We start from the raw sequence: 24,098 nt of genomic DNA, 5'->3' as shown, positions 1-24,098 counted from the left end.
TTGCCACTGCGGGGCCGTGGCCTGCAATGTCGAATTTCATGCTGCCGAAATCTTGGCTGCATAAAAAAGACCCGCCGAAGCGGGCCTAAGTGCCCTTGCGAGGCACGGGTGGAGACAACCGCAAAATCAGTTCTTGGGCATGCGCGCGGCCTCGCGTGCGGCCAGCGCATTCGCGTGGTCGGTGACCATCTTGTGTTTCGGGTCCTGGGGGTTGCTGTACGCGGCCCAGTTCTCGGCGACGTACTGCGAGCGGGTCTGTGCACCGCCGCCGGTGCCGCCGTTGGCTGCCGCTGGTGTGGCGTCCTCGCGCATCTCGGGGGCAAGGGCGGCGAAGAGGCGGATCGCCGTCGGGTTGTTGCCGATCGCCTTCTCGACTTCATCGAACGGGATGCCGGCCGCTTCGGACACTCGGCTCACCACGCGGAACGACTCCTTGATGTTGGCGTCGTACTGGTCCTTCCAGACCTCCTTCAGCGAGGCCACGGCGCTGTCTACGGTCTCCGCCTGGCCGGCATTGACCAACTGCGGGGCGAGCGTGGCCCATTCGGTCATGACGGCTTCGTACTGGCCCTGGCTCAGGCCCCAGCCGTGGGCCTTCTCCTGGAATGCCTTGGCCTGCGTCTCGTCGATCTGCAGCGTCTTGAAGGTGTCGCTCTGGGGCAGCTTGTATTCGGCCGCGGACTTGGGGCGGATGTCGCCCGAGCCCATGCGCTTCTCCAGCGCACTGCGGTGCTCGTCCACCTTGCGCAGCATGGCTTGGTGGTCGAACTCGCCGGCGTCGTTCTTGACGCGGAACTTCTCGGGGATGCTCTCGATGGTCCACTCAGCGCCACCGCTCAGCGCCGAGCTCGCTGGATTGCCATCTCCGCTTGCCGGCGCGCCGCTGCCCGGCGCTGCGCCCGGTTGGACGGCGGGGGCTCCTGCACCATCGGGGGCGGGAGTGGCTGCGGCAGGCGTGACAGCAGCACCGCCGCCACCCGCGCCAGGTTCTCCTTCCAGATATGCATGCTTGACTCCGAATTTCATTACTCGCTCTCCTCGTTATCGGGCACGCTGTTCGCCCGGTTGATCTGATTGACGATGTGCTGCACCACGCTTTTCTCCCCCAAGCGGTGATAGGTGGCGAGCACCGCATCGATGCCGCCTTCGACCTTGGCGCCCTTGCTGAACTTGGCGATCAGGTGCTCGAGGATCAGCGCGCCGCGCTGGTCCACCTCGAAGATCTGGCGGTAGGTCTCGGCCAGCTGCTCGGCCGTCAGGTCGCGGTAGTGCATCAGGCGGCCGCAGCGGACTCAATGGCGGTGGATGCGGCTTGCGCCTGCAATGCCTGCTGCTGCTGCGCCTGCTCGGCCTGCTGCCGGTTCTTGCTGTCCATGTCGCGCTTCTCGGCGAGCTCCTTGGGACCTCGGAGCAACTTGGCCGGCACGCCCAGGGCCTTGCCCTTCTCGTAGGCTGCGTCGTCCAGCTTGATCGCGTCCATGACGGTCATATCTTGCGTGGATCCAGCCAGCGCCACCTGGCCGGCGATGAAGGTGTCGATCGCCGTGACCTCCTCCATCAACTGGGAGCGGGCAAGCGGGCTGATGTACTTGACGGAGTAGTCGCCATCCAGCAGTCCCTCAGGCACAGGACCCAGGGCCTCGACCAGCGCGCCAGCACGGAATGCGATGTTGAAGCAGCGCTCGACCACCACCTGCAGGAATTCGGACTGGAAGCGGCCGACCAGCGGCGCCATCAGCTGGCGAATCTGGTTGATGTTCTGCGAGATCTCGGTGGCACTGCGCACCGGGCCGCCCACGGGCGTGAGCAGGTCGGCCAGCAGCGCGCGGCGGATCGACTGGCGCAACTGGTCGCCCTTGGAGAACGACACGTTGAAGTCCGCTCCGGTCTCCAGCGCCTGCATGCTCTCGATGCTGGCCATGGCGATCATCTTGCGCGGGCCGATGCGCACGCTCTTAGGGTTGAGCACGCCGTCGTCCACGACCTTCCACATGCCGGCCACGGCGATGTCGAGGTTCATCAGCTCCATCTCGACGATCTTGTTCAGGGTCTTGACATCGGGCAGCACGTTGGAGCCAAGGCCCGTGGCGTACGGCGTACCGGGGATCAGGCGCCAGCGCGGCACAGCGCACGGGAACTCGTGATAGCCCGACTCGCGCACGATGTGCTTCTTCTGGCGCTCCATGTGGCAGGAGCGGAACGGCAGGTTCTTCGCCAGCTTGGCGCCGTACTGGCCCTCGCGCCGCGGCTCGATGACCCACAGCATGGGCACCTTCTCGGTCAGCTTGCCGTCCTGGAACTTCTTGGCCGTCTCGTCGCTGACCTTGTCGATGCCGTACTCGGCGACCACCTGCTCGACAGTGGGATCGAAGACGCGACAGATCGTGTCCACGCGACCGGCGGGCCGGCTGCTCGCGACGTAGCACTGGTAGAGCGGCCACTGCTCGAAGTTGTAGCCACCGATAGGGCGGCCCTTCTCGTCCTTGCCCTCGTCGATGTAGAGCACGAACCAGCCCGCGGGCACCATGTCGCTGTAGCACTCACCGGCCACGGCACCGAAGCCTGCGGACGTGATGTGCTCGAAGAGGAACTGAGCGGCGCCGTCCATCCAGGCCACGGCCTGCTCGTCATCCTCCTGGCCCACGTCGAGCGAGAACCACCGGCTGTTGTCCGGCGTCATCCAGGACGCGATGTTTGACTTCAGCACCTCGCCCGCATCGATGGCGGTCGAGTCGAAGATCTCCGCGCGCTGGCGGGCAGCAGTGGAGCCTGCTGCCTCTGTCGGGCTGGAGAACCAGCCGATGGCGCGCTCAGGCGCCAGGTACTGGAATACGTCCTGCCAGATGGATTCGTTCGGGAGCCGCTGCGCCATCAACTGCTGCAGGCGGCGCTCCAGCTGTTGCGCGGCTTCGGTCATTACTCGCCCAAGGTGGTCTTGCCGTAGGCCAGCGCAGAGGAACCGCCTCCGGCGCCGGTGGATAGCGCACTGCGGCGCTGGTTGCCGCGGCGCACCGCAGCGTCCGCGTTGGCCTTGCTCGCAGCTTCAGCAGCAGCGCGGTCGGCTGCCACCTGCGGGTCTTCTCGCGGCGGCGCCGGTGGGGGAGCTTTGGGGCCGCCTCCGCACATGGTCAGGCCCCCGAGCCCGTGCGTTGGCTGGGCAGCACGGCCGGCACGTACCAGCCCTGCTTCGTGAGCACGGAGAAGTCGGGCTTCTTGGCCATGATGTCGGCCAGTTCGGGCAGAGCGACGGCAGGCTGATGCTGCACGGCCTGATTGCGACCGATCGATTGCACCAGGGCTTTCATGTCCGCCATCTCGCGCTCGAGGCGCGCCACCTTCTCCTCGGGGGTCTCGGGCACTGCGGGCACGCCGTCTTCGGGTGCCGGCGCTGCGGCGGGATCGGTGCCAGGCGTGGCGGGTGCGGCGGTACGGCCCATGGGTTGCTCCGGTGTTGTGGACCGGGGCACTTTCGTGCCAACCCCTGCCGAAATCTTGGCTACCGGAACGAGGCAGCTGACAGCACGCCGCCCGCCTTGCGCGGCAACTCCTCGCGAGGCCGCCCCGTCACCACCCGCCACAGCGCGCACAACCGCTCGCCGATGTCGTGGCCAGGCTCGTTGTCCCGGTTCTTCCAACTCTCGACTGCGGTGCGCGAGGCCCCGACCGCAGCGCCCATCGCCGCATGGGTGTAGCCGCGCTTCTCCATGTCCACAATCACGGCCCACCAGTGCACGCCTGGCAAAGTTTTGATGTCGGTCATTGCGCCTTCTCCCCTGCCCTCTGCATCGCCTCGATCACGCGTTGCCTCTGCGCTCTGACCTCTCGCGCCCAGGCACAGGCTTGCTCCCACGTCCGATCGAGGGCTGCACTCGCGCGAGATGGGCGCGTTCTGCGCGCCTTGCTCGCCCTCATGCCGCACCTCGACTGCGATGCAGCGCAGTGACGGCCACGCCCAGCGCCGGCCACGCGTGCGAGCTCACGCCAAACAGCGGGCCCGGTTGCGCCTTCGTGCCGATCTGCGGCGTTTTGCCCCCGCCCGCCGCAGGGAACATGTCGATGAGCGCTTGGCGTACGTTGGCGTCCTTGGCCCGCGGTGTGCCGCACAGGTGCAGCTTCACGTCCTTGCGGTAGACGAGCTCGGCGGGTTGGCCCGGCCAGGCTTGCACGAAGCGCCCGATCCACACGCAGGTCTCGAAGATCTCGCGACCGACAGGCATGCCGTAGCTCGCGATCATCTCGACGGCCAAGCGCAGAGGCTCGGCCTGCTCTGCCTGCAGCATCGTGAGCAGTTCGGCGTTCGGCGTCACCCCCGAGTCGGCCACGCGTTGCCCGTCGTACACGCACCAGCCGGACTGCGAGGTGCCGGGGTCGATGGCGAGGATCACGAGCGCTCCGCGTAGCCGAATGGCTCGTAGCCGAGGCGGTCCGATGCCTCGTCCGCCGGCAAACGCGCGGGCGCGCGCGACGGCACCGGGGTTACAGCGTCGTCCTCGGGTCGAAGCTTTTGCACCTCATCGGAATTCTCCACCACTTCATTGGAATTCATTTCAATTTACCTCCAGCTAAAAGAAAACATGCCGTCCAGTGTTGGCCTTCCAGGGTGTGATATGGCCAAGGGCATGCATCTGTGCGGGTTAATCCATTTTTTGCCGCCCGCTTTGCTTCTAATTCAATTAATCGTTTCCTCGTTTCCGCCAAGCTGTGCTCGGTGTGCCGGTAACTTGGGCGCCATGACTCAGGCGTTGCATCAGGCGTTGCAACGGGGGGCGTTGCGGAGTGCGTTGCAACGGAGAACCCCCCTACGTAGTAGGGGGTCCGTGCAACGCCGAACGCTGGCAACGTCTGCAACGGGTCTGCAACGGTCTTGCAACGGGTCATGCAACGCCTCCTTCGAGTACCCAGATGCGGCCGCTCTGGTCTGTTCCGACGAGCTTCTGAGTCACGGCGAAATCGAGGGCGCGCTTCCAATCGCTGCGCTTCGTCGCTTGCTTTTTATCTCCAAGCCAATTCATAAATTCGCGGCGAACAATTTCAAAATTACCGTGCTCACGCACGAACCGAATAAACACTGAATTGGCGGTCTCGTTGCGGTTATCAATTGCGGTCAGCAATTCAGAGGCTTGATTTACATGGCGAGCGGCGAGGCTGGAAATCTCGTCCTGGTCCTCGTCGTGAGCGAGCACGAAGCGTTCAAGCGAGAAGACCGACTGTTCGAAGCGCTCGGACTCCTTTTGCTTCACGCATTCCAGGGTCGCGAACATCGAGCCGTCCTCGCGTTGAACCGAGAACTGGAAGTCGAGGTTGGCCAGCATGGCGCTGGAACCGCGAGCCCGCTCGGTTGCGTTGTGCCCAGAGTGGTGGACGATCAACACGGTGCACTCGAAGGCCTGGCGAAGTTCAGTGCTGATGCGCCTGAAGAACTCGGCGACTTCCTTCGCGCTGTTTTCCTCGCCGCTGAAGGTCTGCGACATGGTGTCGATGACGATGTCGCCGGGCTTGATCGCCTCGGCCTCTACCGCGGCGCGCAGGGTGCTGGCTTCGGTGCTGAGGGACAGCGGCACGATGACGGCGCGCAGTGGGCAGGCCGCCGGATCCATGCCATGCATACGGTGCCACGCATCGAGGCGCCACCAGAGGCCGGCGCTGCCTTCAGCGGCCAGGTAGATCGGGACGGCTTGCTTCGTCTTGCGGCCCATCCATGGCATGCCGTAGGCCCGGTGCAGCGCATAGTCGAGCGCGATGAAACTTTTGAAGGTGCCGGACGCGCCGAAGATCATGCCGATCGAGTTGTCGGGCACGGCCCCCTTCACAGCCCAGCGCAGGCTCTGCGCCCGGTCGCGCAGCTGGGTGACGGTCAGCAGCAACCCGTCAGGGCTGACCGCGCGCGCCGCGACCGCCGCTGCGTTCGACATGGGGTTGATCCATCCGCGAGCCTGGGCCCTCGCGAAGATCGAGCGAAAGTCGGCACGTGTCGGCCGGAAGCCAGCCCACTTCTGACGCGCCTCATTGATGTTGAACCCGTCGAAGCGTTGGCCATACTCGACCCACATCTCGAGCCCGACGGCGCCCAGGCACTTAAGCGCGATGCCGTCATTGATCCACTGGTGGTAGTCGGTATGGTCGAGCGCGGTGAGTGCGCCGCGCAGGTGTTCTATCTGCTTTGCATCGACGGTCTGCGTCGGGATGGATGGGACTTCCGAGACGGGGCGGGTATCGACGCCCGCCTGCGCGCATAGCCAGTTGCGGAACTCCGGCGACATCGGCCGCACAGTCGATTCTCCCAGCACGTTGCCGGTGACAGTGACGAAGCCGCTGGTGCCGAAGAGCTCGAGGTGCCGGCCAGGGCCGAATCGGTTCATCGCCTTCGTCGAGGGCATGGTGCCGTAGACCAGGATGCGCACGCCGCCGCGGCTGGGCGACAGTTCGGCATAGCTGTCCGCCTCGTTCACAATGGCTTCTGCCTCGGGCAGAAGTTGGCCGTTGCCATCGACGCAGGCATCGAGATCGATCGCCTTGACTGGCGACGACTCCAAGACTGCGAAGCCGACGCCGTCATACCCGCCGGCGCGGAACAGGGTCTCGGCCTGATCGAAGGTGGCGAGGCCGGACATGTCTGCGGCATCTCCCTGCCTACCAGAGCGCCGCGCGCCGCTGATGTAGTAAGGCACTTTCCTGGGCTTATCCTGGCCGGGCTCATAGCGCCACAGCAGCCACTGCCTGTACTGCCAGAGGTCGCGCGGCACGCACAACCGAAGACGATCGGCCATCGCCTCGTGCGGGTTCCCCATGTCTGAATCGCTGGCCTGCATCACGAGGTCAGGAGCGGACGCTTAAGGTGTCCGCCTCGCTTAAGCGCATTGACGTAGAGGGCATTGAGCAGATCCAGCCATTCCGCCTTCATGTGTGTGACTCCGAGATCCGGCATGGGGCGACCAGCAAGCCCCGCTTCCGCCACCTCTGCGGCCAAGCGCGCAACGTACAGTCGCTCGCTCTGGGTCTTCACACCAACCCCGCTTGCTTGAGCATCGGGAGCAGCTGCTGCAGCACCGGGCCGAGTTGCGCCAGCGCGGCTTCCTGCTTGCGAGAGTTGTCGTGCAGAAAGCGGTCGATCAGATAGTGGATCGGCGTCGTGTCGCCAGTCTTCTCGATGTAGCGCTCGAGGCTCTCGACGGAAAACTTGCGCGTCGTGTCCTCGGAGAGCTCGACACTCAGGTTGCCAGGCGCCTTGTCGAGGTCGATCGCGCACTTGCCGAGGCCACGCTGATACACGCCCGTTGCGACGCATTCGCGCAGTGAGCCGAAGCGCTGCGAAAGGCCCTCTTCGAAGCTCAATGTGAGCTGGGCGGTGGGCGCATTGATAACTTTTGATTTCATCGCGTATCAGGACTTATCAGGTACAGGCTAAAAAATAGGCGGCATGCAAAACACACCGCCACTTCGTTCAGGCCGCAGCTTTCGGCTCGGGTTCAAGCAATTCGGGCGGCACGGGGCGCCCCTTCTTCACCAGTGCCGCGATCACGCGATCGACGATCCTGGATGGGAGCTCGTCGGGCCACTTGTCCACCGCTTGGTAGGTCACGCCGATTGCTGCGGCTGCGGTGGCTACGGTGCCGCCGAGCAATTCAAGGGCTTGGTGTTTGAGCATGCGGGGATTGAACCACAGTTCAACACCATATGCAACCTGGGTTCAGCGCATCATTCAACCATGGTTACTCTGGGCGAACGGCTCCAATCGGCGATGGATGCACGAGGCGTCACTGTCTCGCGGCTGGCCAAGGCCGTCGGCATGTCGTACCAAGGAATCAAGAAGATCGTGGACGGCAAGACGCAGGGGATGAGCGCCGACAACCTCATGGCGACGGCCGCCTTTCTGTCCGTCAATGCTGAGTGGCTTCGGACCGGCGCCGGCGAACGCGACAGCGCATCAGCACCAGCCGCGCCGCGCTCCATCTCAGAAAGTCAGTGGGCGCTCCTGGAAGACTTCGAGATGCTGCCCGACGACGAGAAGCAGGCGCTCCGCACCACGTTGAAGGCGAAGGCGGACCACGTTCGAAAGATCGTGACGGAATACCTGGGCCGTCAGGGGATGACTGGTAGTGTTACCGACGCCCGCGTGCGTGAGACCTTCGGGGCGCCGCCGCCAGCGCCATATAAGGGCAAGCAGATAGAGCCCTTCCACCCTGGCGAGAAGAAGCCGGCCAAGAGCCGCAGGGAGGGCTGAGACATGGTGCACCGCCTCATCCCAGACAACATCAGCCACGACACCGTGGAGGCGCTCGAAACCTTGCTGCAGCTCGCCAAGGAAGGCGAGGTGACGGGCATAGCCTTCGTCTGCACCCTGCCCCGTGCTCGCTACATCACCAACGTGGCCGGCTGGTGCTACCGCAACGCCACCGCGGCGCGCGGGATGGTTGCCTTCCTGTCCGATCAACTCGCCGGCCTGGTGCACGGGCGAGACCCGCTGGAGACGAGATGAAGCGGCTCGCAGGCGCCCTTCTCGCACTGTTGACGGCGTACCTGCTAATGGTCGCGATCATGGTCGTGGTCGCTCTGACCGCCGGCCAAACAGCCGCGCTCTCGATCGCCGCATACAGTTTCCCTGTTGCGCTGATCGCACTCGCCATCGGATGGGTCAAGGCAGACGTGCTGCTGCGCCCGTTCCGACGACGCCCCCGCTGACCCCTCGGCAGAGCCCGCTGTGCGGGCTTTTTCATGCGCGCCTGATCGCTAATGACCATCCGGTCATAAACATTTGAACCATGGAGTTGAACTGTAGTTGCGTTTTGCTTTGAACTCTGGTTCAATACACATCAAGCGCTGAGTGGTTCGGCGCAGGAGATGGATAGATGAAAGCTGCACTCTTCGCCCTGACGATCCTCGCCGCTGCCAGCGCGCACGCAACCAAACCCACTGCAGACATCCCCGACGCCGTATGTGGCAACGGGCAGCACACGGGCAACCCGCATTGCGGTGGTCAAGTCCCGCCGCCCCCGGTGATCGTTGCGGGACCGCAAGGCCCGAAGGGCGACACCGGCGCGCCGGGCAAGGACGGCCAATCGACCACCGTCATCAAGGAAGTGCCCGGTCTTCCGGGTCGTGATGGCGAGCAAGGCCCGGCCGGCCGCAATGGTCGTGACGGCAAGGACGCAGACATGGCCGCGGTCAATGCCCAGGCCTACGCGCTGCACCTCGAGAGCGAGTCGAACGCCCGCAACGCCTACGCCGGCACGGCAAGCGCCTTTGCAGCCGCGAGCATCCCTCAGGCACCGGAGCCCGGCACGAAGGTGATCGGCGCTGGTGCTGGCTACTTCCGCAATCAGGGTGCTCTCGCTGTCGGCATCTCGTGGCGCAGCGAGTCGGGCCGCTGGATCACGAAGGCGAGCGCATCGGTGGACACGCGAGGCTCGGTCGGGTTCGGTGTCGGCGTGGCGCGCACGTTCTGAGGCCAGTCATGAACCTCTTCCCGAACATCGAGCGCCGCGACTCTGGTCCGCGTCACCTTGACAAGACCGCCGACCCGGCCATCGGCTACGAAGCGGCCTACCTGGACGCGGTGACGCGCCACACCAAGGCCTTCGACGCCTGCGATCTGGGCGAACTGGTGGACGACAAGATGCTCGCCTTGGTGAAGGCCGGCAAGGCGCTCGAGGTGGGGCAGCTGCTGGTGCAGCGCTACACGCAGCGCATCGACCACCTGGCTCAGTGGAGCGCCTCATGAGCGCGCTCTACGACGCATTCAAGGATCTGGCGGCAGCCCGCCAGGAGGCCCTCGACGCGCGGCAGAAGCGCTTCGAAGAAAACGCCATCGCAGAGGCGCGGCGCTTCCAAGTGCCGGCCGTCGGCGAAAACCAGATCGAATACATGTGGTGCACCGACTGCCTCGTGGACATCGTGTGCCACCTCGACTACCAGCGCGAGGAAGAAGCGCAGCACTACGGCGACGCACCCTACCCCGGCTGCCCGGAAGACGTGACGCTCTGCGCGGCCTACGTGCGCGGCGTGGACATCCTGCCCCTGCTGTCGGACGCGCAGATCGCCGAGATCGAAGAAGCGGCCCTGCTGGCAAGGAGCGCGTCATGAACTGCGCCGCCTACGAACTCACCTCGCCCGCCGAGCTTCAGCGCCGCCGCGAAGAGGCGCAGCGCAGCGAAGCAACGGTCGCCAAGCACATCGCGCGCTTTCAGCAACTGGCCCGCCGCATGGGCGTGCGCCTGCCGGGGAGTGCCGCATGAAGGACGCCCTCGAAACCGTCGCCTCTTACGCCCTGGCCGTCGCGATTGCTGGCGGGCTGGTGCTGTGCATGTTGCAGCCCTTCGGAGCCATCTGGTGAACACCATGAAGACCCCATGCACCGCAGAGCAGCTGCGCGGGCTCATGAGGTACGACCCGGAAACCGGGCACCTCTGGTGGAAGCCGAGGAAGGCGGGCCGAGGCGCTGTTGATCGGCCCGCAGGTCATCTTGGCGACCAAGGCTACGTCTGCGTTCAGCTGCTGGGAAAGATCTACAAGGCGCACCGCCTCGCATGGCTGTACGTGCATGGCGCGTGGCCAGAGCACGGCATCGATCACGTCAACGGCGACCGCGCAGACAACCGGATAGCGAACCTGCGCGAAGCGTCTCCAACGGTGAATCGCAACAACGTCCGTGCCGCGCGCCGCGACAGCAAGACCGGATTCATGGGCGTCAATTACCAGCCTCGAAAGCGCAGCTACCGCGCAACCATCCAGTTGAACGGCCGGAACAAGCATCTCGGCACGTTCAAGGACCCCGAGAGCGCACACCAAGCTTATCTCGACGCGAAACGTCAACACCACGAGGGGTTTCAGCTATGAGCCACGACACAAGTTATCACGGCCCCATCGACATCGACGCGCGGGACAGCGACCGCATGGAGTTGCCCGACGCGCCGAACGCCTCCGGGAGCAACGCGCCGATGTTGCTCGCCTCTCTGGCGCTCGCCCTCCCCCTTCTCATCGCACTGGTCGTCTGGCTGGTGCGCCTTTCTCTCCAACGCTGAAAGCCAAACATGGGCGCCGTTCTCAAGTTCCAACCCGACACCACCCTTGCCGAGCTCGAGGAGCAACTCCGCATTGCCAAGGTGATGGAGGCGACTGCGCGCGACATGCGCATTGCAGTCGAAGACCAAATCCTGACGCACTTCACTGCCCCGGAAACCGGCGAAGGCAGCAAGACCGAAGGCGCCGTCTCGGTGGCGTGGAAGGTCACGCGCAAGGTCGATACCGACGCCCTCCAAGCCGCTTGGCAGGGGCTCGGCCCGAATGCACAGAAGGCCTTCCGCTGGAAGGCAGACACCGACCTCAAACAGCTGCGCGCTCTCCAGGACCTGGACGCCGACAGCTACGCCGCGGCGGCCAAGTTCATCACCACCACGCCGGCCAAGCCGGCCATCACCCTGAAAGAGAGCGATGGCAAGCAGGCCTGATCTTGCGGCGCGCAACCGAGCGCGCGCAGTGCACGGAATGTCGGACACGCCGACGGCGCGGTCCTGGCGCTCGATGCGCGAGCGCTGCGACGACGCTGCAAGCAAGGACTTCCACAAGTACGGCGCACGCGGCATCTGCGTTTGCGCACGCTGGGCGAGTTTGGCTGCGTTCATCGAAGACATGGGAGCGCGCCCGCTGGGCACCACGCTTGATCGGATCGACAACGACGGCAACTACGAGCCCGGCAATTGCCGCTGGGCCACGCCGCGCGAGCAAGGGCGCAACACCCGCCAGAACGTACTTGTGACCTACCTGGGCCGGACCCAATGCGTGACGGCATGGGCCGAAGAAGTTGGCCTCGAGCCCAAAACCCTGCAGTACCGCATCCGCGCCGGCTGGCCGGCCGACAGGGCCCTCACGACCCCTTCCCTCATCAACAGAAAGAGCAATCATGGCTGTGCAACTTCGTAGCACTCGCGACTCGGCGGTAACGCAGGGTCTGAAAATTCTGGTTCACGGTCCGAGTGGAGCGGGCAAGACGAAGCTCTGCGCGACCGCGCCGGGCAAGCCCATCATCATCAGCGCCGAGGCGGGCCTGCTGTCGCTGCGCGACGTGGACATCCCAGTGCTCGAGGTGGCCAGCATCTCCGACGTGCACGAGGCCTATGCCTTCCTGATCTCGCCCGAAGGTCAGGTCTACGACTGGGTGTGCATCGACTCCATCAGCGAGATCGCCGAGGTGGTGCTCAACACCGAGAAGAAGCTGACCAAGGACCCGCGCCAAGCCTATGGCGCCCTGGCCGAGCAGATGACCGACCTGGTGCGCGCCTTCCGCGACCTGCCGGGCCGCAACGTCTACATGTCCTGCAAGCAGGACAAGACCAAGGACGAGCAGAGCGGCGCCGTGCTGTACGGCCCCAGCGCGCCAGGCCAGCGCATGGCGCAGGCGCTTCCCTACTTCTTCGACGAAGTCTTCGCCTATCGGGTCGAGAAGGACCCCGAGGGCAACACCACGCGCTGGCTCCAGACCGGCCGCGACTTCACGCACGAGGCCAAAGACCGCAGCGGCGCGCTCGACATGTTCGAAGTGCCCGACCTAGCGGCCATCGCCAAAAAGATCGTGGGCACCTCGCCCAAGACCGTTGCCGCGGCGGTATCCGCGGACGTTTCCTAAGAGGACTTTTTCATCATGCTGTTCCAGTTCAACGCCGCTCAAGTCGAGCCGCAAAAAACCGCCTTCGATCCCCTGCCCGCCGGCAATTACGTTGCCATGGTGGTCGATAGCGAACTCAAGCCCACGCGCAGCGGCCGCGCTCTCAAGCTCGCGTTCCGCATCATCGACGGCCCGCACAACGGCCGGCAAGTGTGGGCGAATCTCAACATCGAGAACGCCAGCGCTCAGGCGCAGGAGATCGCCCAGAAGCAACTGTCCGCGCTCTGCCACGCGGTGAACGTCATCAACCTGGCCGACACGCTGCAGCTGCACGAGAAGCCGGTGCGTATCCGCGTGAAGGTTCGCGCCGCGGAAGGCGAGTACGCCGCCAGCAACGACATCACCGGCTTCGAGGCTGTGGCCGCCGGCACCGCTCCGCAGCCGCAAACCCCGTTCGCTGCTGCACCGGCGGCCGCAGCTTCTGCGGCGCCCGCTGCTCCCTGGGCTCGCAAGGCTGCCTGAGATGGTCGCCATCGCCGCGCCCACCAACACCACGGCGCAGACCGTGCTGGCCGAGATCGAGCGCACTCAGGATAGCGGCCATCGGCCGCACCTGGGCGCGAGCCTGATTGGCCACGCATGCGAGCGGCACTTGTGGCTGGCCTTCCGGTGGGCGAAGGCGCAGCGCTTCGAGGGGCGCATCCTGCGCCTGTTCGAAATCGGACGGCGCGCGGAACTTCGATTCGTCGAGGAACTGCGCGCTGCCGGTGTCACGGTGCACGACGTGGACAACCGCGGGCAGCAGTACCGCGTCAGCGACGAGGCATGCGGCCACCACTTCGGCGGCAGCATGGACGCCGCGGCGCAGGGGTTGCCCGAAGCCCCCAAGGCCTGGCACGTTTGCGAGTTCAAGACCCACAACGACAAGAGCTTTCGCGACCTGCAGGCCAAGGGTGTGCAGAAAGCGAAGCCGCTGCACTTCGCGCAGATGCAGGTCTACATGGGCCTGACGGGCATGGACCGCGCGCTCTACTACGCCGAGAACAAGAACGACGCGGCGCTATACACCGAGCGCGTGCATTTCGACAAGGCCGAGTTCGAGAAGCTGCAGGCGCGCGCGCTGCGCGTCGTCAAGGCGTCTGAGCCGCCGGCCCGCATCAGCGCAGACCCGTCGTGGTTCGAATGCAAGTTCTGCCACTTCCATCCGCTGTGCCACGGCGACGAAGCGCCGGAGCCGAACTGCAGGACGTGCGCACACAGCACGCCGGAGCTCGACGGCAATGCGCGCTGGTCGTGCGGGAAGACGCGCGCCGACATCGCAGTTGAACGCCAGCGCACCGGATGCCGCGATCACCGCGTGATCCCAATTCTGCTGGAGCGCATCGGCACCATGACCGAGGCCAGCGACGAGGCAGTGACCTACCAGACCCCGGACGGCCGGACATTCGTCAACGGCGACCCGGACAAGGTTGCGAAGCACTTCAGCAGTGCAGAGATCCACGCCTTCAAGGACAAGAAGGCACTGACGCTCGAGAACCCTCTTATGGACACCCTGCGCAAGCAGTGGGGTGCGCGTGTGGTCGGATGAACATCGCTTCGCTCAATGTCCAACGTGACGCACTCCGCAAGGAGCTCACGCGCCTGGACGCAATCACGCCCGGCTGCGGCAACTGCTCGCACTACCAGCTCGAGAAGTGCGACGTGTACGGCCAGGTCCCGCCTGGCGACTGGTTCAAAGGTCCGGTCGATTGCCCGTCGTGGGAATTCGACGCACTCCCTTTCTGAAAGAACACCATGCGCACCATCCCGTTTCTCATCGCCTGTCACCTAGCCGCTCTCGCCGTCCTCGCCCTGCCTGGCTGTGGCGGCGGTGGTGACGCCTACACGCCGGTCGTTGTCGCGCCTGTTGAAGACCCGAAGGCCTGCAGCGTCGCGCTCGTGAAGCTCGACGGAGGCCCGGTCGCTTGCACCCCGGAGCACTGACCTCCCTCTATTCATATCAGGAAAGAACATGAGTGAAGTAAAGCAAGTCCACCCATCGCAAGCGCACTGGCCCGACGAACACAACGAGGTGGTGAAGTGCGCTGTCCGTGCCCTGCGCAAATGGCCTGCTGAACTGGAAAGCGGAAGGATGTTCTACATGGGCGAGCGCGTAACCCGCGAAGAGTTCGAACGCGTAGCAAAAGCTGAAGGACGAGCATGAGCACCACACCGACCCCTGAAGGGTTGAGCGACCTGGCGCGGTACTCGCGAGCAATGATCGCCGGGCAGACCCATGCATGCATCGCCATCGAGAAGCGACACGGCCTCTTCGGTTGGCCGCCTGACATCGTGAGCGTTGGTCTCAAGGCAATCGACGAAGGTGCGGACCCGGAGCAAGCCATCGACGACTATCTCAACGACAGCGGGGAAGACCATGAAGCCTGAGACGAACGACCTGCAGAAGGCTCTGATGGCAATTGCACGCAAGGAAGAGCCGCTGGACTGGGCTGACCGCATCCGCTTGGGCGAGGCCATCGGCGCCCTCTCCTCCTCAGCAAGAGATAAAGAGGGGGTGAGGGATGAGCGGGAGCTTTTCGAGGCGTTCTGGACCTCGAACCTCCTGAGCTTCGGGCCGATCGGAGGACGAGAGTTCACCATCGCTTGGGTGACATGGCAGAACCGTGCCGCCCTCGCTGGTCAAGCCAAGAGCGCAGCCCCTGTGGAGCCGGCCTATCGGGTTTTCATGGACGGCGATCAATGGTGCGCCGTTGGCCCTACCTTCGTTGATCTTCAACAGTCGCCGGCAGGCTTCGCAGACACACCATATCTGGCGCTGGAGCGGCTGACCGAAGCTGAAGGCGAAGAGAAACGCCGCGCGCCGCGTGCCGCCGATTGGAAGGCGCGCCCAGAGATAGACCCCTATGCGCAAGGCTTCCAAGACGCGATGAAGATGGCTCAGCAAACCGCCTTCCCCGTGCATTTGTCGGAGGTGCCCAGACCGCTCACCAGCGAAGAGCGCGAAGCGGTCCATGGGTCAATCCGTGACAGCGCCGAGCTCGTGGCTCCCGGCAAGCTGGTCCCGGAGGCGCCTGCGCACCTCGTTGCTGTAGCGCCAAGAGACCCCGACCAAAATACCGCGTGGTGGTCGGGGTATCGGCAAGGCTTTGATGACTCCACTAAGGAGGCGCCCGCGCAGGCCGAGGCGCTGGCCCAAATGCTCGCACGCTACATCGAGCACTACGACGCCAAGCCGAGCATCGAGTGCGTGCGGCTCAGTCGCGATGAAGCGCAAAGCATTCTCGATGCCCTCGCCACCCCCTCGCACCAAGACACGAACCAGCATCCGAGCGAGGATCAAGTAGAGCGGGCCTGCAAGGTCCAGCATGTCGGCTGGTCCTTGTGGCACGAACCACAAAAGAAAACCGCTCGGCAAGTGATGCGTCAGGCCTTAATCGCCGCCCGCCTGCCGGGGGATGACGACACGAAGGAGAGTGGCCGTGGCTGATCCGACCAACTCCGCCCCAACATCGCCGATTAAGCCGGCAGCGTTCATCGAGCACACCGACTCGCCAGAAGACGGGCCTCATCAGGAACTTGTCTGGTGCAAGGACGACAATAAGGAGCTGGAAGGTCCGATGTACGAGTACACCCCGCTCTACCGGATAGAAAGCCTTGGCCTTGCGGATCATGACATCAGCGCGATTGCTAAGGCGTTGCAAGGCAAGGCTGTCACCATCAGCCGCACTCCCTACGAAGACATCGACAAGGCAATCGCATGGGTCATGGGCGTTGAGGTTGGCAAAGCCCTCGCCGCAGCACCATCCGCACCAGCAGGGCAGGCAGCGGTGGCAACCGTGCATCGCGGCGGCACTGCTGTATTTGGCCGCGCGACAGTGCTTGTTCGATGGGAGGATGGTGCAGAGGCGCTTCCCGATGGTGAGCACAAGCTGTATGCCTTTCTTCCAACAGCAGGGCAGGCAGAGGGGACGGCTTGGGACTTCACGGCGTGGCTTCAGCGTCTGATGGAGCTTGCCGACGCCTACTGGGACGCCAGCCCAGCCGCGCGTTATCGCTTCCGGTCGCCATTGCTGGAGCATGCGACCAACGCCGGGATGCACTGGAGGTCTCGCGCAGCCCTCGCCTCCCCTCCCCCAGCAGTGCATCAATCACCAGTACAGCCAGCGGGGGCGATAGTCGAAACGATAAAGACGGAACTTGATGCCCTTGGGCGGCTGTGGATGGACTACGGCAAGCAAGCCGGGGGCTTCAACACCGAAAGCGGCACGCTCTACGGGCAAATCCAGTTCACCCGAGCCAAGGTGCTGGACTACGTCGCCATGCTCGCCACCCCTCAGCCTGCCGCACAGAGCGCGGTCAGCGATGAGCAGATCATGGATGCGTGCAGGCCCTTCGCGGAGGACGGCGGGCGCTGGCCGTCAAGCTGGATTGACGCTGGCCGCGCAGTCCTCGCCCTCGCCTCTTCCGCACAGGCAGGGGAGCCAGATGGGATATGGGGCCGTCCCTCACGCCTGTTCATCGACATGTGCTTGAACGAACTTGAGCGGGGGAGCCTGACGAGCCTTCCGCGCAAGGCGGCGTTTGCAGAGCGTGAAGGCATGTCGCTTGCAGATGTTGATACCTGGATGTATGCCGCCCGACAAAGGTTCGCTGAGGCGGTTCGATCCCTCGCCACCCAGGCAGAGCGGCCAGCAGGGGAGCGGTCATGACCTGGATCGGCAACGTCCATATCCACTCACCGGCAGGCTACTACCTCGCTCAGACGCGCAGGCGAGGCGCTCGCCGCTGGACCACTATCGGCGGCAACTGCAAGACCGAGAAGACAGCCATGGTCCGCGCCGTCAAGGCGATGAAGCAGGACGACAAGCGCGCTCGCGTGCTGTTCTGTGCCGACTGGTACGAGCCAACAATCATGATGGAGCTGAGCCGATGAGTGAGCCGACAACCCCGAACGAGCGCGAAGCTCTGCTCGAACAAGCCGCAGAGATCGCCATGGACGGCTGGCACAGCGTCGAGGCTGGCCGCGCTTTCGCCTGCCGAGTGACGGACTACATCCTCTCTCGCACCGATCCTGCTGTAGCGAGCACAGCGGCTGTGCCGGAGGGAGCGGAGCCGAAGGAATGTCGGCACTGCGGCTGGATGTGCGCACCCAATACCACCCCGAAGCGGGATTGGTATCCCCTCGCCCACCCCCCACGGGAGAGCGGAGACGCGGAGGATGCGGCGCGGTATCGGTGGCTGCGCAGCCGCCCGCTGGACGACGACGACATCGGGAGGCAAGGCATGACCACCTACAAGGCCAAGCACAACGAAATCGTTGACCAGGACGGCAAGCAGATTGCTGTCGTCATGCCGGTGAACTGCTCGATGAAAGATGCCAAAGTCATGGCCGCATTTGCTGCTCAGCAGATGAACCGTGACGAGAGGCGCAAGGCTATCCGCTCTGCTGCATATCAGGGGAAAGAAGGAGGGGGAGGGCCATGCGAGTGATCGTTGGATGCGAATCGAGCGCTGCGGTGCGTGATGCATTCCGAGCGCGCGGGCATGACGCTTGGTCCTGTGATCTGCTGCCGTGTGAGGGCGATCCGCAGTGGCACATTCAAGGCGATTTGCTGGAGGTGATCGACCGCGAATGGGATCTGGGAATCTTCCACCCCCCATGCACCAGGCTGACGAACTCCGGGGTTCGCTGGCTTGAGGAACGCAACCTATGGGCAGAGTTGGAGGAAGCCTGCCGGTTCTTCCTGCAATGCATGCATGCGCCGATTCCTCGCGTAGTGGTCGAGAACCCGATTCAGCACGGGCACGCCGCCTCGCGCATCAGCGTGCCTCCGACGCAGATCATCCAGCCGTGGATGTTCGGACATGGCGAGACAAAGGCCACCTGCCTGTGGCTCAAGGGGCTGCCTCCGTTGCTGCCCACGAACATCGTCGCCGGCCGCGAACCTCGCGTGCATTTCATGTCGCCGGGACCGGATCGGTGGAAAGAGCGCAGTCGCACCCTTCCGGGCATCGCCGCGGCCATGGCTGACCAGTGGGGCAACTACACCGATCTTGTGACACAGATGGAGGCAGCATGAACATCCACCCCTTACCTAAGGAGGTAGAGGCGTGAGCCAAGAACAAACCTCAGATCGCGTGATCTACCGCGCGGACCTATGCAAGGAGCTCGGCGTCGGCAGCGAGGCTGTGAGGCGCTGGCTCAAGGCCGGCAGGCTTCCAAAGCCGGACGTGGCGATCAGCCGCAAGACGATGGGATGGCGGCTTTCAACCCTTCGCGCTGCCGGTATAGGGCTTGTCTAGCCAGTCCGCCCAGGCCTGCATCATGGGACGGCGAACCTTCATGTACTCCGCCCGGTTGTACGCGGCTCGTATCCGGTCCTCCGGGGAGTGGGCGAGCTGGCGTTCGATGGCGTCCGAGTCGAAGCCTTCCTCGTTCGCCCAGGTCGAGGCGATGGACCGCCAGCCATGACCGGTCATCTCGCCCTTGTAGCCCATGCGAGCGATCAGGGCCAAGACGGTGTTCTCGCTGATGGTCCGGTCGATCCGATGGTCGGCGGCGAAGACGTACTCACTGCCTCGCGATCGGGCGCGCATCTTCCCGAGGATTTCGAGCGCTTGGCGGGACAGCGGCACAAGGTGATCCTTTTCGCGCTTCATGCGGTCTTCCGGGATCAGCCACGTATCGCCGTCGATCTCGTCCCAACGCATCATGCGCAGCTCGTTCGTGCGAACCCAGGTGTAGGCCATGAACCGGCAGGCAAGCACGGAGCTCAGATCCTCCTCAAAGGAAAGCCGGTGCATGAATTCGTGAACCTCGTTGAGCTCCAGCGAAGCATGGTTCTTGACCTTGCGCCGGCCGAATGCCTTCTGAGGGTTGATGAGCTCTGCCGGGTTGATCTCGGCTGTTCCCTGCTCCACCGCCCAATCGAAGACCTGAGAGGACCACATTCGGACCTTGCGGACGTAGACGTACAGGCCGGCCGCGTCCATGCGGTTGAGCTCGTCGAGCAAGAGCGCCTTAGTGATCGCGCCTGTAGCCAGCCCGCCGAGGTTCGGCTTCAGGTGCATCTCAAGCGCGCGGAGGGCGTTGGACCGGTAGTCGTCGGTCACGTCCTTGCGCCCGCTCCAGTAGGCTTCGCAGTCCTCCCAGAAAGTGGTCTTGGCCTTGATCTTCTTCTTGGGACTGACGCCGTTCAGGAGCCCTCTACGGGCCTCCTCGCACTTCTTCCGAGCGTCAGCCAGCCCGAGCAAGGGGTAGGCTCCGAACGACTTGGTTTGCTGCTTGCCGACCTCGTCACGGTAGGCCCAGCGCCATGTCTTCGCACCCTTCGGGCTGATGAAGAGGTACAGGCCATGACCGTCGAAGAGCTTGCGCGCTTTCTCCGCTGGCTTGGCGGTGCGGCACTGGTGATCGGTGAGAGTATTTGTAGGCATCCTGGCTCGATGCCGTCTGCGTGCCTACAGGGATGCCAACAGAACCCCCGTGGAGAACGGGTCGGTTCGGTGGGGTTGGTAGGGCTTCGACCGGACGCAGAAGCGGCTAAGTGCCTGATTCTGCATGTGTTTCGGTGGGAAATGAACGTAGACGGCTGCCTACGTTTGGGATATGCTGGCGGAGAGGGTGGGATTCGAACCCACGGTACGGGGTTACCGTACGCCTGATTTCGAGTCAGGTACATTCGACCACTCTGCCACCTCTCCGGAGTCTGGTGTTTGTCGAGCCGGCGATTCTAGCAGAGACTTTCGGCCGCCCTTCACTGCCGCAGCATTTCCAGGCCGCCCATGTAAGGCCGCAGCGCAGCCGGAACGACGATCGATCCGTCGGGTTGCTGATGGTTTTCCAGAACCGCAACCAAGGTCCGGCCGACCGCGAGGCCCGAACCGTTGAGGGTGTGCACCAGTTCGTTCTTGCCTTGCGCGTTCTTGAACCGCGCCTGCAGGCGCCGCGCCTGGAAGGCTTCGCAGTTCGACACCGAGCTGATCTCGCGATAGGTGTTCTGCGCCGGCAGCCACACCTCGAGGTCGTAGGTCTTGGCCGCCCCGAAGCCCATGTCGCCGGTGCACAGCAGGACCACGCGGTAAGGCAGCTCCAGCGCCTGGAGCACCGCCTCTGCGTGGGTGGTCATGGCCTCGAGGGCCTCGTAGCTTTTCTCCGGATGCGTGACCTGGACCATCTCGACCTTGTCGAACTGGTGCTGGCGGATCATGCCGCGGGTGTCGCGCCCGGCGCTGCCCGCTTCCGACCGGAAGCATGGGGTATGGGCAGTCAGTCGCAGCGGCAGCTGCGACTCGGCCAGGACTTCGTCGCGCACGAAGTTCGTGAGCGGCACCTCGCTGGTGGGGATGAGGTACAGCGCCGAGTGGTCGGGCGCCGGCTCCCCATCCTGGCCGCCCTTCTTGGCCGCGAACAGGTCGCCTTCGAACTTGGGCAGCTGACCGGTGCCGCGCAGCGTGTCGGCATTGACCACGTAGGGCACATAGCATTCGGTGTAGCCGTGCTGCTGGGTCTGGATGTCGAGCATGAACTGCGAGAGCGCCCGATGCAGCCGCGCGATGGGTCCCTTCATCACCGTGAAGCGCGAGCCCGCAAGCTTGACGCCGGTCTCGAAGTCGAGCCCCAGCGGCGCGCCGAGGTCGACGTGGTCGCGCGCCTCGAAGCCCAGCGCCGGCGCATCGGCGCCGTTGCCGCCCTCGGGGCTCCAGCGGCGCACCTCGACGTTCGCTTTTTCGTCATCACCCACGGGGACGCTCGAATGCGGAAGGTTGGGCACCGCGAGCAGCAGGGCCTGCAGTTCGGGCTGGATCGCCTCGAGCCGCGTGGCGGAGGATTCCTGCTCGGCCTTGAGCGCATTGACCTCGGTCATCAGCGCATCGATCGATTCGCCTTTTGCCTTCAACGGTCCGATCTGCTTGTTGAGCGCATTGCGGCGCGCCTGCAGTTCTTCGGTGCGGGTCTGCAGGGTCTTGCGCTCGGCCTCGAGCGCGCTGAAGCTGGCCACGTCGAGAAAGCTTTGGTTCTTCTTGCGGGTTTCGAGACGGGCAACGACCGACGCGAGGTCCTTGCGTAACAGAGTGATATCGAGCATCGAGCGATTTTAGGCGGGGGCGTAGGATCGCTCTCCCCACCAGCAACCCAAGGAGATTCGATGGAAGCCTATCTATCCTTCAACGGAAACGCGGCCGAGGCGCTGGCGTTCTATGCCAAGAGCCTGGGCGGAAAGATCCTCTTCAGCATGACCTTCGGCGAGAGCCCGATGGGCAAGGACACACCGGACTCGCACAAGAACAAAGTCATGCATGCCACCTTCGAAGCGCGCGGCAAGCAGCTCATGGCCTCGGACCTGCCCCCCGGCATGGCCTTCGACGGCTACAAAGGCTTTTCGCTTTCGGTGCAGGCGAAGGACGTGAAGGAAGGCGAGCAGCTCTTCAACGCACTGTCCGCAGGCGGCAAGGTCACGGTTCCCTATGCCGCCACCTTCTGGTCGCCTGGCTTCGGCATGCTCCAGGACAAGTTCGGCGTGCCGTGGATGGTCAACGTCGACCAGCCGCAGAGCTGATCGAGCCGACCGTCCTCACGACAGGCCCGCAGGGTCCACGTTCGCGCCGCAGACGATCAGGCAGATCTTCTCGCCCTCGCGCGGCGCATAGGCGCCCGTGTGGAGCGCGGCCAGCGGCAGGGCGGCGGCCGGCTCGACCGCCAGCTTGAGCTCCTTCCACAGCCACAGCTGCGCGGCGCGGATCGCCTCGTCGGGCAGCAGCAGCGCGTCGCGCACGTGCCGTTGCGTGATGTCCCAGGCGAAGGCGCCGATCCGGCGTGCGCCCAGCGAATCGGCCGCCACGCCGCCCACGTCCACATCCACAGGCTCGCCCGCCTCGCGAGCGCGAAAGAGCGTGGGCGCACGCTCGGGTTCGAGCGCCACCACGCGGCTGCGCTGCTCGAACCAGGCCGCGAGGCCGCCGATCAGGCCGCCGCCGCCCACGCTGACCAGCACCGTGTCAGGCAGGCCGCCCTCTTCCTCGATCTCACGCCCCAGCGTGCCGGCGCCAGCCACGACTTCGGCCTGGTCGTAGGCATGGGTCAGCAACGCGCCGCTCTCGCGTTGGCGCTCGAGGCAGGCGGCCAGCGCGTCGGCGTACACCTCGCCGCCCACGATCACCGTGGCACCGAGCGCGCGCAGCTTTGTGCGCTTGGCTTCCGGCGAGACGGTGGGCAGGAAGACCTCGCAATGCACGCCCAGCGCCTGCGACGCCGCGGCGGTCGCGATGCCCGCATTGCCGCCGGAGGCCACGATGGCACCGCTGGCGGGAATCTTGTTGGCGAGCAGCCGGTTCATCATGCCGCGCGCCTTGAAGCTGCCGCCGGCCTGCAGATGCTCGAGCTTGAGCCAGAGCTCGACCCCGGGCACCTCGATGCCGAGCGCGCGGCCCGGCAGCTTCCACAGCGGCGTCTGGCGCAGGAAGTGCGGGGCGTGTTCGTCGATGCGTCGAGCGGCCGCCTCGATGTCGCGGCGCCAGTCGATGGTGGCAGCGCCGGTCACGAGATATGGCCCGGTGCGGGCATGTCGTCGAGCTTCAGGCCCTTCGGCAGCGGGAACTTCAGGGTCTCTTCGATGCCGTTCATCTTGCGCACCGACACCGCACCGAGCGCCCTGACGCGCTCGACCACTTCGCGCACCAGCACCTCGGGCGCCGAGGCGCCGGCCGTCAGGCCCACGCGGCCCTTGCCTTCGAACCATGCGGGCTGCAGTTCGTCGGCGGAATCGACCATGTAGGCCTCGGTGCCCAGGCGCTGTGCCAGCTCGCGCAGGCGGTTGCTGTTGGAACTGGTCGGGCTGCCGACCACGATCACGACGTCGACCTGGGGGCTCAGGAGCTTGACCGCATCCTGCCGGTTCTGCGTCGCATAGCAGATGTCCTGCTGCTTGGGCTCGCGGACCTTCGGGAAGCGCGCCCGCACCGCAGCAGAGATCTCGGCGGCGTCGTCCACCGACAGCGTGGTCTGCGTGACGACGGCCAGCTTCTCGGACTGCGCCGGCTGGACGCGCGCAACATCGGCCACGTCCTCCACCAGGTGAATGCCGCTGGACAACTGGCCCATCGTGCCCTCGACCTCGGGGTGCCCCTTGTGGCCGATCATGATGAACTCGTAGCCTTCCTTGGCGAGCTTGGCGACTTCCACGTGCACCTTGGTCACCAGCGGACAGGTGGCGTCGAAGATCTCGAAGCCGCGGGCCCGCGCGTCGGCCTGCACGGCCTTGCTCACGCCATGAGCGCTGAACACCAGCGTTGCGCCGGGAGGCACCTCGGCCAGGTCCTCGATGAAGATCGCGCCCTTGGCCTTGAGCTCGTTCACCACATAGGTGTTGTGCACGATCTCGTGGCGCACATAGATCGGCGCGCCGAACTTCGCGAGCGCGCGCTCGACGATCTCGATGGCACGGTCGACGCCGGCGCAGAAGCCGCGCGGCTCGGCAAGGATGACTTCCTGCACGGCCAT

The 24,098-nt window shown here is 64.8% G+C and carries 39 protein-coding genes and 1 tRNA gene; 24 read left to right on the top strand and 16 right to left on the bottom strand.

Going from position 1 to position 24,098, the window contains the following annotated elements; translation table 11 throughout:
- Positions 1-126: 126 nt before the first annotated feature.
- The 11 genes from E5CHR_RS07850 to E5CHR_RS07800 all read right to left on the bottom strand — a co-directional run bounded on the left by E5CHR_RS07850 (position 127) and on the right by E5CHR_RS07800 (position 7,645).
- Positions 127-1,026: a hypothetical protein gene (locus E5CHR_RS07850; RefSeq protein ID WP_162579159.1), complete on the bottom strand. Its 900-nt coding sequence runs from the start codon at positions 1,024-1,026 to the stop codon at positions 127-129.
- Positions 1,026-1,274: a Bbp19 family protein gene (locus tag E5CHR_RS07845; RefSeq protein WP_162579158.1), complete on the bottom strand. Its 249-nt coding sequence runs from the start codon at positions 1,272-1,274 to the stop codon at positions 1,026-1,028. The genes E5CHR_RS07850 and E5CHR_RS07845 overlap by 1 nt, the downstream gene beginning before the upstream one ends.
- Entirely contained in the window at positions 1,274-2,917 is a 1,644-nt protein-coding gene (locus tag E5CHR_RS07840) for a portal protein (RefSeq protein ID WP_162579157.1), read from the bottom strand. Before E5CHR_RS07840 ends, E5CHR_RS07845 begins: the two co-directional genes overlap by 1 nt.
- Positions 2,917-3,069 carry a hypothetical protein gene (locus E5CHR_RS07835; protein WP_197893843.1) on the bottom strand — a complete coding sequence of 51 codons (153 nt, stop codon included), beginning with the start codon at positions 3,067-3,069 and terminating at the stop codon, positions 2,917-2,919. Before E5CHR_RS07835 ends, E5CHR_RS07840 begins: the two co-directional genes overlap by 1 nt.
- A gap of 59 nt (positions 3,070-3,128) precedes the next feature.
- Complete coding sequence (locus E5CHR_RS07830) at positions 3,129-3,437, bottom strand: hypothetical protein (protein ID WP_162579155.1); 309 nt, start codon at positions 3,435-3,437, stop codon at positions 3,129-3,131.
- A gap of 59 nt (positions 3,438-3,496) precedes the next feature.
- Positions 3,497-3,760: a hypothetical protein gene (locus E5CHR_RS07825; protein WP_162579154.1), complete on the bottom strand. Its 264-nt coding sequence runs from the start codon at positions 3,758-3,760 to the stop codon at positions 3,497-3,499.
- A gap of 148 nt (positions 3,761-3,908) precedes the next feature.
- Entirely contained in the window at positions 3,909-4,385 is a 477-nt protein-coding gene (locus E5CHR_RS07820; RefSeq protein WP_232061992.1) for a hypothetical protein, read from the bottom strand.
- Complete coding sequence (locus E5CHR_RS07815; protein ID WP_162579153.1) at positions 4,382-4,546, bottom strand: hypothetical protein; 165 nt, start codon at positions 4,544-4,546, stop codon at positions 4,382-4,384. The genes E5CHR_RS07820 and E5CHR_RS07815 overlap by 4 nt, the downstream gene beginning before the upstream one ends.
- 328 nt (positions 4,547-4,874) lie before the next feature.
- The gene (locus E5CHR_RS07810) at positions 4,875-6,809 is read right to left on the bottom strand and encodes an AAA family ATPase (protein ID WP_162579152.1); all 1,935 of its coding nucleotides are present in this window, start codon (positions 6,807-6,809) and stop codon (positions 4,875-4,877) included.
- A 190-nt stretch (positions 6,810-6,999) separates the two neighbouring features.
- Positions 7,000-7,374: a hypothetical protein gene (locus tag E5CHR_RS07805; protein WP_162579151.1), complete on the bottom strand. Its 375-nt coding sequence runs from the start codon at positions 7,372-7,374 to the stop codon at positions 7,000-7,002.
- A gap of 67 nt (positions 7,375-7,441) precedes the next feature.
- Positions 7,442-7,645: a hypothetical protein gene (locus tag E5CHR_RS07800; protein ID WP_162577770.1), complete on the bottom strand. Its 204-nt coding sequence runs from the start codon at positions 7,643-7,645 to the stop codon at positions 7,442-7,444.
- 60 nt (positions 7,646-7,705) lie between these two features.
- Here E5CHR_RS07800 and E5CHR_RS07795 point away from each other — a divergent pair, with 60 nt between their 5' ends.
- From E5CHR_RS07795 to E5CHR_RS07685, 23 genes are all read left to right on the top strand, one after another.
- Complete coding sequence (locus tag E5CHR_RS07795) at positions 7,706-8,221, top strand: helix-turn-helix domain-containing protein (protein ID WP_162579150.1); 516 nt, start codon at positions 7,706-7,708, stop codon at positions 8,219-8,221.
- A 3-nt stretch (positions 8,222-8,224) separates the two neighbouring features.
- Positions 8,225-8,476: a hypothetical protein gene (locus tag E5CHR_RS07790; RefSeq protein WP_162579149.1), complete on the top strand. Its 252-nt coding sequence runs from the start codon at positions 8,225-8,227 to the stop codon at positions 8,474-8,476.
- The gene (locus tag E5CHR_RS07785; RefSeq protein WP_162579148.1) at positions 8,473-8,679 is read left to right on the top strand and encodes a hypothetical protein; all 207 of its coding nucleotides are present in this window, start codon (positions 8,473-8,475) and stop codon (positions 8,677-8,679) included. The genes E5CHR_RS07790 and E5CHR_RS07785 overlap by 4 nt, the downstream gene beginning before the upstream one ends.
- 167 nt (positions 8,680-8,846) lie before the next feature.
- Entirely contained in the window at positions 8,847-9,443 is a 597-nt protein-coding gene (locus E5CHR_RS07780) for a YadA C-terminal domain-containing protein (protein ID WP_162579147.1), read from the top strand.
- A gap of 8 nt (positions 9,444-9,451) precedes the next feature.
- Positions 9,452-9,718: a hypothetical protein gene (locus E5CHR_RS07775; protein ID WP_162579146.1), complete on the top strand. Its 267-nt coding sequence runs from the start codon at positions 9,452-9,454 to the stop codon at positions 9,716-9,718.
- Positions 9,715-10,080 carry a hypothetical protein gene (locus E5CHR_RS07770; protein WP_162579145.1) on the top strand — a complete coding sequence of 122 codons (366 nt, stop codon included), beginning with the start codon at positions 9,715-9,717 and terminating at the stop codon, positions 10,078-10,080. The genes E5CHR_RS07775 and E5CHR_RS07770 overlap by 4 nt, the downstream gene beginning before the upstream one ends.
- A complete protein-coding gene (locus E5CHR_RS07765) occupies positions 10,077-10,232 on the top strand; it encodes a hypothetical protein (protein ID WP_162579144.1) in 156 nt (51 codons plus the stop codon). The genes E5CHR_RS07770 and E5CHR_RS07765 overlap by 4 nt, the downstream gene beginning before the upstream one ends.
- A gap of 103 nt (positions 10,233-10,335) precedes the next feature.
- Positions 10,336-10,833, top strand: coding sequence for an HNH endonuclease signature motif containing protein (locus E5CHR_RS07760; protein WP_232062275.1), 498 nt, complete (start codon positions 10,336-10,338; stop codon positions 10,831-10,833).
- The gene (locus tag E5CHR_RS07755) at positions 10,830-11,018 is read left to right on the top strand and encodes a hypothetical protein (RefSeq protein WP_162579142.1); all 189 of its coding nucleotides are present in this window, start codon (positions 10,830-10,832) and stop codon (positions 11,016-11,018) included. The genes E5CHR_RS07760 and E5CHR_RS07755 overlap by 4 nt, the downstream gene beginning before the upstream one ends.
- 9 nt (positions 11,019-11,027) lie before the next feature.
- On the top strand, positions 11,028-11,444 hold the full coding sequence (locus E5CHR_RS07750; RefSeq protein WP_162579141.1) for a DUF7173 family protein: 417 nt from the start codon (positions 11,028-11,030) through the stop codon (positions 11,442-11,444).
- Entirely contained in the window at positions 11,428-11,916 is a 489-nt protein-coding gene (locus E5CHR_RS07745; RefSeq protein WP_162579140.1) for a hypothetical protein, read from the top strand. The genes E5CHR_RS07750 and E5CHR_RS07745 overlap by 17 nt, the downstream gene beginning before the upstream one ends.
- Entirely contained in the window at positions 11,897-12,619 is a 723-nt protein-coding gene (locus E5CHR_RS07740; protein WP_162579139.1) for an ATP-binding protein, read from the top strand. Before E5CHR_RS07745 ends, E5CHR_RS07740 begins: the two co-directional genes overlap by 20 nt.
- Positions 12,620-12,634: 15 nt before the next feature.
- Positions 12,635-13,120 carry a DUF669 domain-containing protein gene (locus E5CHR_RS07735; RefSeq protein ID WP_162579138.1) on the top strand — a complete coding sequence of 162 codons (486 nt, stop codon included), beginning with the start codon at positions 12,635-12,637 and terminating at the stop codon, positions 13,118-13,120.
- Position 13,121: 1 nt separating this feature from the next.
- Positions 13,122-14,186, top strand: a complete 1,065-nt coding sequence (locus E5CHR_RS07730; protein WP_162579137.1) for an oxidoreductase — start codon at positions 13,122-13,124, stop codon at positions 14,184-14,186.
- Positions 14,183-14,383 (top strand): hypothetical protein, encoded by a 201-nt coding sequence (locus E5CHR_RS07725; RefSeq protein WP_162579136.1) that lies wholly within the window; start codon positions 14,183-14,185, stop codon positions 14,381-14,383. Before E5CHR_RS07730 ends, E5CHR_RS07725 begins: the two co-directional genes overlap by 4 nt.
- A 9-nt stretch (positions 14,384-14,392) precedes the next feature.
- Positions 14,393-14,581 (top strand): hypothetical protein, encoded by a 189-nt coding sequence (locus E5CHR_RS07720; RefSeq protein WP_162579135.1) that lies wholly within the window; start codon positions 14,393-14,395, stop codon positions 14,579-14,581.
- A gap of 28 nt (positions 14,582-14,609) precedes the next feature.
- A complete protein-coding gene (locus E5CHR_RS07715; RefSeq protein WP_162579134.1) occupies positions 14,610-14,801 on the top strand; it encodes a hypothetical protein in 192 nt (63 codons plus the stop codon).
- Positions 14,798-15,025, top strand: a complete 228-nt coding sequence (locus tag E5CHR_RS07710) for a hypothetical protein (RefSeq protein ID WP_162579133.1) — start codon at positions 14,798-14,800, stop codon at positions 15,023-15,025. The genes E5CHR_RS07715 and E5CHR_RS07710 overlap by 4 nt, the downstream gene beginning before the upstream one ends.
- Positions 15,015-16,085: a hypothetical protein gene (locus E5CHR_RS07705; RefSeq protein ID WP_162579132.1), complete on the top strand. Its 1,071-nt coding sequence runs from the start codon at positions 15,015-15,017 to the stop codon at positions 16,083-16,085. Before E5CHR_RS07710 ends, E5CHR_RS07705 begins: the two co-directional genes overlap by 11 nt.
- Positions 16,078-17,307, top strand: a complete 1,230-nt coding sequence (locus tag E5CHR_RS07700; protein WP_162579131.1) for a hypothetical protein — start codon at positions 16,078-16,080, stop codon at positions 17,305-17,307. Before E5CHR_RS07705 ends, E5CHR_RS07700 begins: the two co-directional genes overlap by 8 nt.
- Positions 17,304-17,531, top strand: coding sequence for a hypothetical protein (locus tag E5CHR_RS07695; RefSeq protein ID WP_162579130.1), 228 nt, complete (start codon positions 17,304-17,306; stop codon positions 17,529-17,531). The genes E5CHR_RS07700 and E5CHR_RS07695 overlap by 4 nt, the downstream gene beginning before the upstream one ends.
- Positions 17,528-18,088: a hypothetical protein gene (locus E5CHR_RS07690; RefSeq protein WP_162577769.1), complete on the top strand. Its 561-nt coding sequence runs from the start codon at positions 17,528-17,530 to the stop codon at positions 18,086-18,088. Before E5CHR_RS07695 ends, E5CHR_RS07690 begins: the two co-directional genes overlap by 4 nt.
- A complete protein-coding gene (locus E5CHR_RS07685) occupies positions 18,079-18,678 on the top strand; it encodes a hypothetical protein (RefSeq protein ID WP_162579129.1) in 600 nt (199 codons plus the stop codon). Before E5CHR_RS07690 ends, E5CHR_RS07685 begins: the two co-directional genes overlap by 10 nt.
- 187 nt (positions 18,679-18,865) lie before the next feature.
- Here the strand turns inward: E5CHR_RS07685 and E5CHR_RS07680 are convergent, their stop codons facing one another.
- From E5CHR_RS07680 to serS, 3 genes are all read right to left on the bottom strand, one after another.
- The gene (locus E5CHR_RS07680) at positions 18,866-20,035 is read right to left on the bottom strand and encodes a tyrosine-type recombinase/integrase (protein WP_162579128.1); all 1,170 of its coding nucleotides are present in this window, start codon (positions 20,033-20,035) and stop codon (positions 18,866-18,868) included.
- 176 nt (positions 20,036-20,211) lie between these two features.
- Positions 20,212-20,302 (bottom strand) — tRNA-Ser (locus E5CHR_RS07675).
- 53 nt (positions 20,303-20,355) lie between these two features.
- Positions 20,356-21,687 carry a serine--tRNA ligase gene (serS, locus tag E5CHR_RS07670; RefSeq protein WP_162579127.1) on the bottom strand — a complete coding sequence of 444 codons (1,332 nt, stop codon included), beginning with the start codon at positions 21,685-21,687 and terminating at the stop codon, positions 20,356-20,358.
- 60 nt (positions 21,688-21,747) lie between these two features.
- Between serS and E5CHR_RS07665 the strand changes: the two genes are divergently transcribed.
- On the top strand, positions 21,748-22,158 hold the full coding sequence (locus E5CHR_RS07665) for a VOC family protein (RefSeq protein ID WP_162579126.1): 411 nt from the start codon (positions 21,748-21,750) through the stop codon (positions 22,156-22,158).
- A gap of 15 nt (positions 22,159-22,173) precedes the next feature.
- On the opposite strand, the gene E5CHR_RS07660 is transcribed toward E5CHR_RS07665, so the two are convergent.
- Both E5CHR_RS07660 and ispH read right to left on the bottom strand, forming a co-directional pair.
- Positions 22,174-23,139 carry a threonine/serine dehydratase gene (locus E5CHR_RS07660; protein ID WP_443083066.1) on the bottom strand — a complete coding sequence of 322 codons (966 nt, stop codon included), beginning with the start codon at positions 23,137-23,139 and terminating at the stop codon, positions 22,174-22,176.
- Entirely contained in the window at positions 23,136-24,098 is a 963-nt protein-coding gene (gene ispH / locus E5CHR_RS07655) for a 4-hydroxy-3-methylbut-2-enyl diphosphate reductase (protein ID WP_162579125.1), read from the bottom strand. Before ispH ends, E5CHR_RS07660 begins: the two co-directional genes overlap by 4 nt.

Origin of the sequence: Variovorax sp. PBS-H4 (assembly GCF_901827205.1) — a bacterium.
In the GTDB taxonomy this organism is placed as follows: Bacteria; Pseudomonadota; Gammaproteobacteria; order Burkholderiales; family Burkholderiaceae_C; genus Variovorax.
The sequence above is the reverse complement of the archived record's forward strand: the minus strand, read 5'-3'. Positions and strand labels throughout refer to the sequence as shown.

Coding starts and splice junctions, on each gene's coding strand:
- E5CHR_RS07850 (WP_162579159.1), bottom strand. CDS start 1,026: ATGAAATTCGGAGTCAAGCATGCATATCTGGAAGGAGAACCTGGCGCG.
- E5CHR_RS07845 (WP_162579158.1), bottom strand. CDS start 1,274: ATGCACTACCGCGACCTGACGGCCGAGCAGCTGGCCGAGACCTACCGC.
- E5CHR_RS07840 (WP_162579157.1), bottom strand. CDS start 2,917: ATGACCGAAGCCGCGCAACAGCTGGAGCGCCGCCTGCAGCAGTTGATG.
- E5CHR_RS07830 (WP_162579155.1), bottom strand. CDS start 3,437: ATGGGCCGTACCGCCGCACCCGCCACGCCTGGCACCGATCCCGCCGCA.
- E5CHR_RS07825 (WP_162579154.1), bottom strand. CDS start 3,760: ATGACCGACATCAAAACTTTGCCAGGCGTGCACTGGTGGGCCGTGATT.
- E5CHR_RS07815 (WP_162579153.1), bottom strand. CDS start 4,546: ATGAATTCCAATGAAGTGGTGGAGAATTCCGATGAGGTGCAAAAGCTT.
- E5CHR_RS07810 (WP_162579152.1), bottom strand. CDS start 6,809: ATGCAGGCCAGCGATTCAGACATGGGGAACCCGCACGAGGCGATGGCC.
- E5CHR_RS07805 (WP_162579151.1), bottom strand. CDS start 7,374: ATGAAATCAAAAGTTATCAATGCGCCCACCGCCCAGCTCACATTGAGC.
- E5CHR_RS07800 (WP_162577770.1), bottom strand. CDS start 7,645: ATGCTCAAACACCAAGCCCTTGAATTGCTCGGCGGCACCGTAGCCACC.
- E5CHR_RS07795 (WP_162579150.1), top strand. CDS start 7,706: ATGGTTACTCTGGGCGAACGGCTCCAATCGGCGATGGATGCACGAGGC.
- E5CHR_RS07790 (WP_162579149.1), top strand. CDS start 8,225: ATGGTGCACCGCCTCATCCCAGACAACATCAGCCACGACACCGTGGAG.
- E5CHR_RS07785 (WP_162579148.1), top strand. CDS start 8,473: ATGAAGCGGCTCGCAGGCGCCCTTCTCGCACTGTTGACGGCGTACCTG.
- E5CHR_RS07780 (WP_162579147.1), top strand. CDS start 8,847: ATGAAAGCTGCACTCTTCGCCCTGACGATCCTCGCCGCTGCCAGCGCG.
- E5CHR_RS07775 (WP_162579146.1), top strand. CDS start 9,452: ATGAACCTCTTCCCGAACATCGAGCGCCGCGACTCTGGTCCGCGTCAC.
- E5CHR_RS07770 (WP_162579145.1), top strand. CDS start 9,715: ATGAGCGCGCTCTACGACGCATTCAAGGATCTGGCGGCAGCCCGCCAG.
- E5CHR_RS07765 (WP_162579144.1), top strand. CDS start 10,077: ATGAACTGCGCCGCCTACGAACTCACCTCGCCCGCCGAGCTTCAGCGC.
- E5CHR_RS07760 (WP_232062275.1), top strand. CDS start 10,336: ATGAAGACCCCATGCACCGCAGAGCAGCTGCGCGGGCTCATGAGGTAC.
- E5CHR_RS07755 (WP_162579142.1), top strand. CDS start 10,830: ATGAGCCACGACACAAGTTATCACGGCCCCATCGACATCGACGCGCGG.
- E5CHR_RS07750 (WP_162579141.1), top strand. CDS start 11,028: ATGGGCGCCGTTCTCAAGTTCCAACCCGACACCACCCTTGCCGAGCTC.
- E5CHR_RS07745 (WP_162579140.1), top strand. CDS start 11,428: ATGGCAAGCAGGCCTGATCTTGCGGCGCGCAACCGAGCGCGCGCAGTG.
- E5CHR_RS07740 (WP_162579139.1), top strand. CDS start 11,897: ATGGCTGTGCAACTTCGTAGCACTCGCGACTCGGCGGTAACGCAGGGT.
- E5CHR_RS07735 (WP_162579138.1), top strand. CDS start 12,635: ATGCTGTTCCAGTTCAACGCCGCTCAAGTCGAGCCGCAAAAAACCGCC.
- E5CHR_RS07730 (WP_162579137.1), top strand. CDS start 13,122: ATGGTCGCCATCGCCGCGCCCACCAACACCACGGCGCAGACCGTGCTG.
- E5CHR_RS07725 (WP_162579136.1), top strand. CDS start 14,183: ATGAACATCGCTTCGCTCAATGTCCAACGTGACGCACTCCGCAAGGAG.
- E5CHR_RS07720 (WP_162579135.1), top strand. CDS start 14,393: ATGCGCACCATCCCGTTTCTCATCGCCTGTCACCTAGCCGCTCTCGCC.
- E5CHR_RS07715 (WP_162579134.1), top strand. CDS start 14,610: ATGAGTGAAGTAAAGCAAGTCCACCCATCGCAAGCGCACTGGCCCGAC.
- E5CHR_RS07710 (WP_162579133.1), top strand. CDS start 14,798: ATGAGCACCACACCGACCCCTGAAGGGTTGAGCGACCTGGCGCGGTAC.
- E5CHR_RS07705 (WP_162579132.1), top strand. CDS start 15,015: ATGAAGCCTGAGACGAACGACCTGCAGAAGGCTCTGATGGCAATTGCA.
- E5CHR_RS07695 (WP_162579130.1), top strand. CDS start 17,304: ATGACCTGGATCGGCAACGTCCATATCCACTCACCGGCAGGCTACTAC.
- E5CHR_RS07690 (WP_162577769.1), top strand. CDS start 17,528: ATGAGTGAGCCGACAACCCCGAACGAGCGCGAAGCTCTGCTCGAACAA.
- E5CHR_RS07685 (WP_162579129.1), top strand. CDS start 18,079: ATGCGAGTGATCGTTGGATGCGAATCGAGCGCTGCGGTGCGTGATGCA.
- E5CHR_RS07680 (WP_162579128.1), bottom strand. CDS start 20,035: ATGCCTACAAATACTCTCACCGATCACCAGTGCCGCACCGCCAAGCCA.
- serS (WP_162579127.1), bottom strand. CDS start 21,687: ATGCTCGATATCACTCTGTTACGCAAGGACCTCGCGTCGGTCGTTGCC.
- E5CHR_RS07665 (WP_162579126.1), top strand. CDS start 21,748: ATGGAAGCCTATCTATCCTTCAACGGAAACGCGGCCGAGGCGCTGGCG.
- ispH (WP_162579125.1), bottom strand. CDS start 24,098: ATGGCCGTGCAGGAAGTCATCCTTGCCGAGCCGCGCGGCTTCTGCGCC.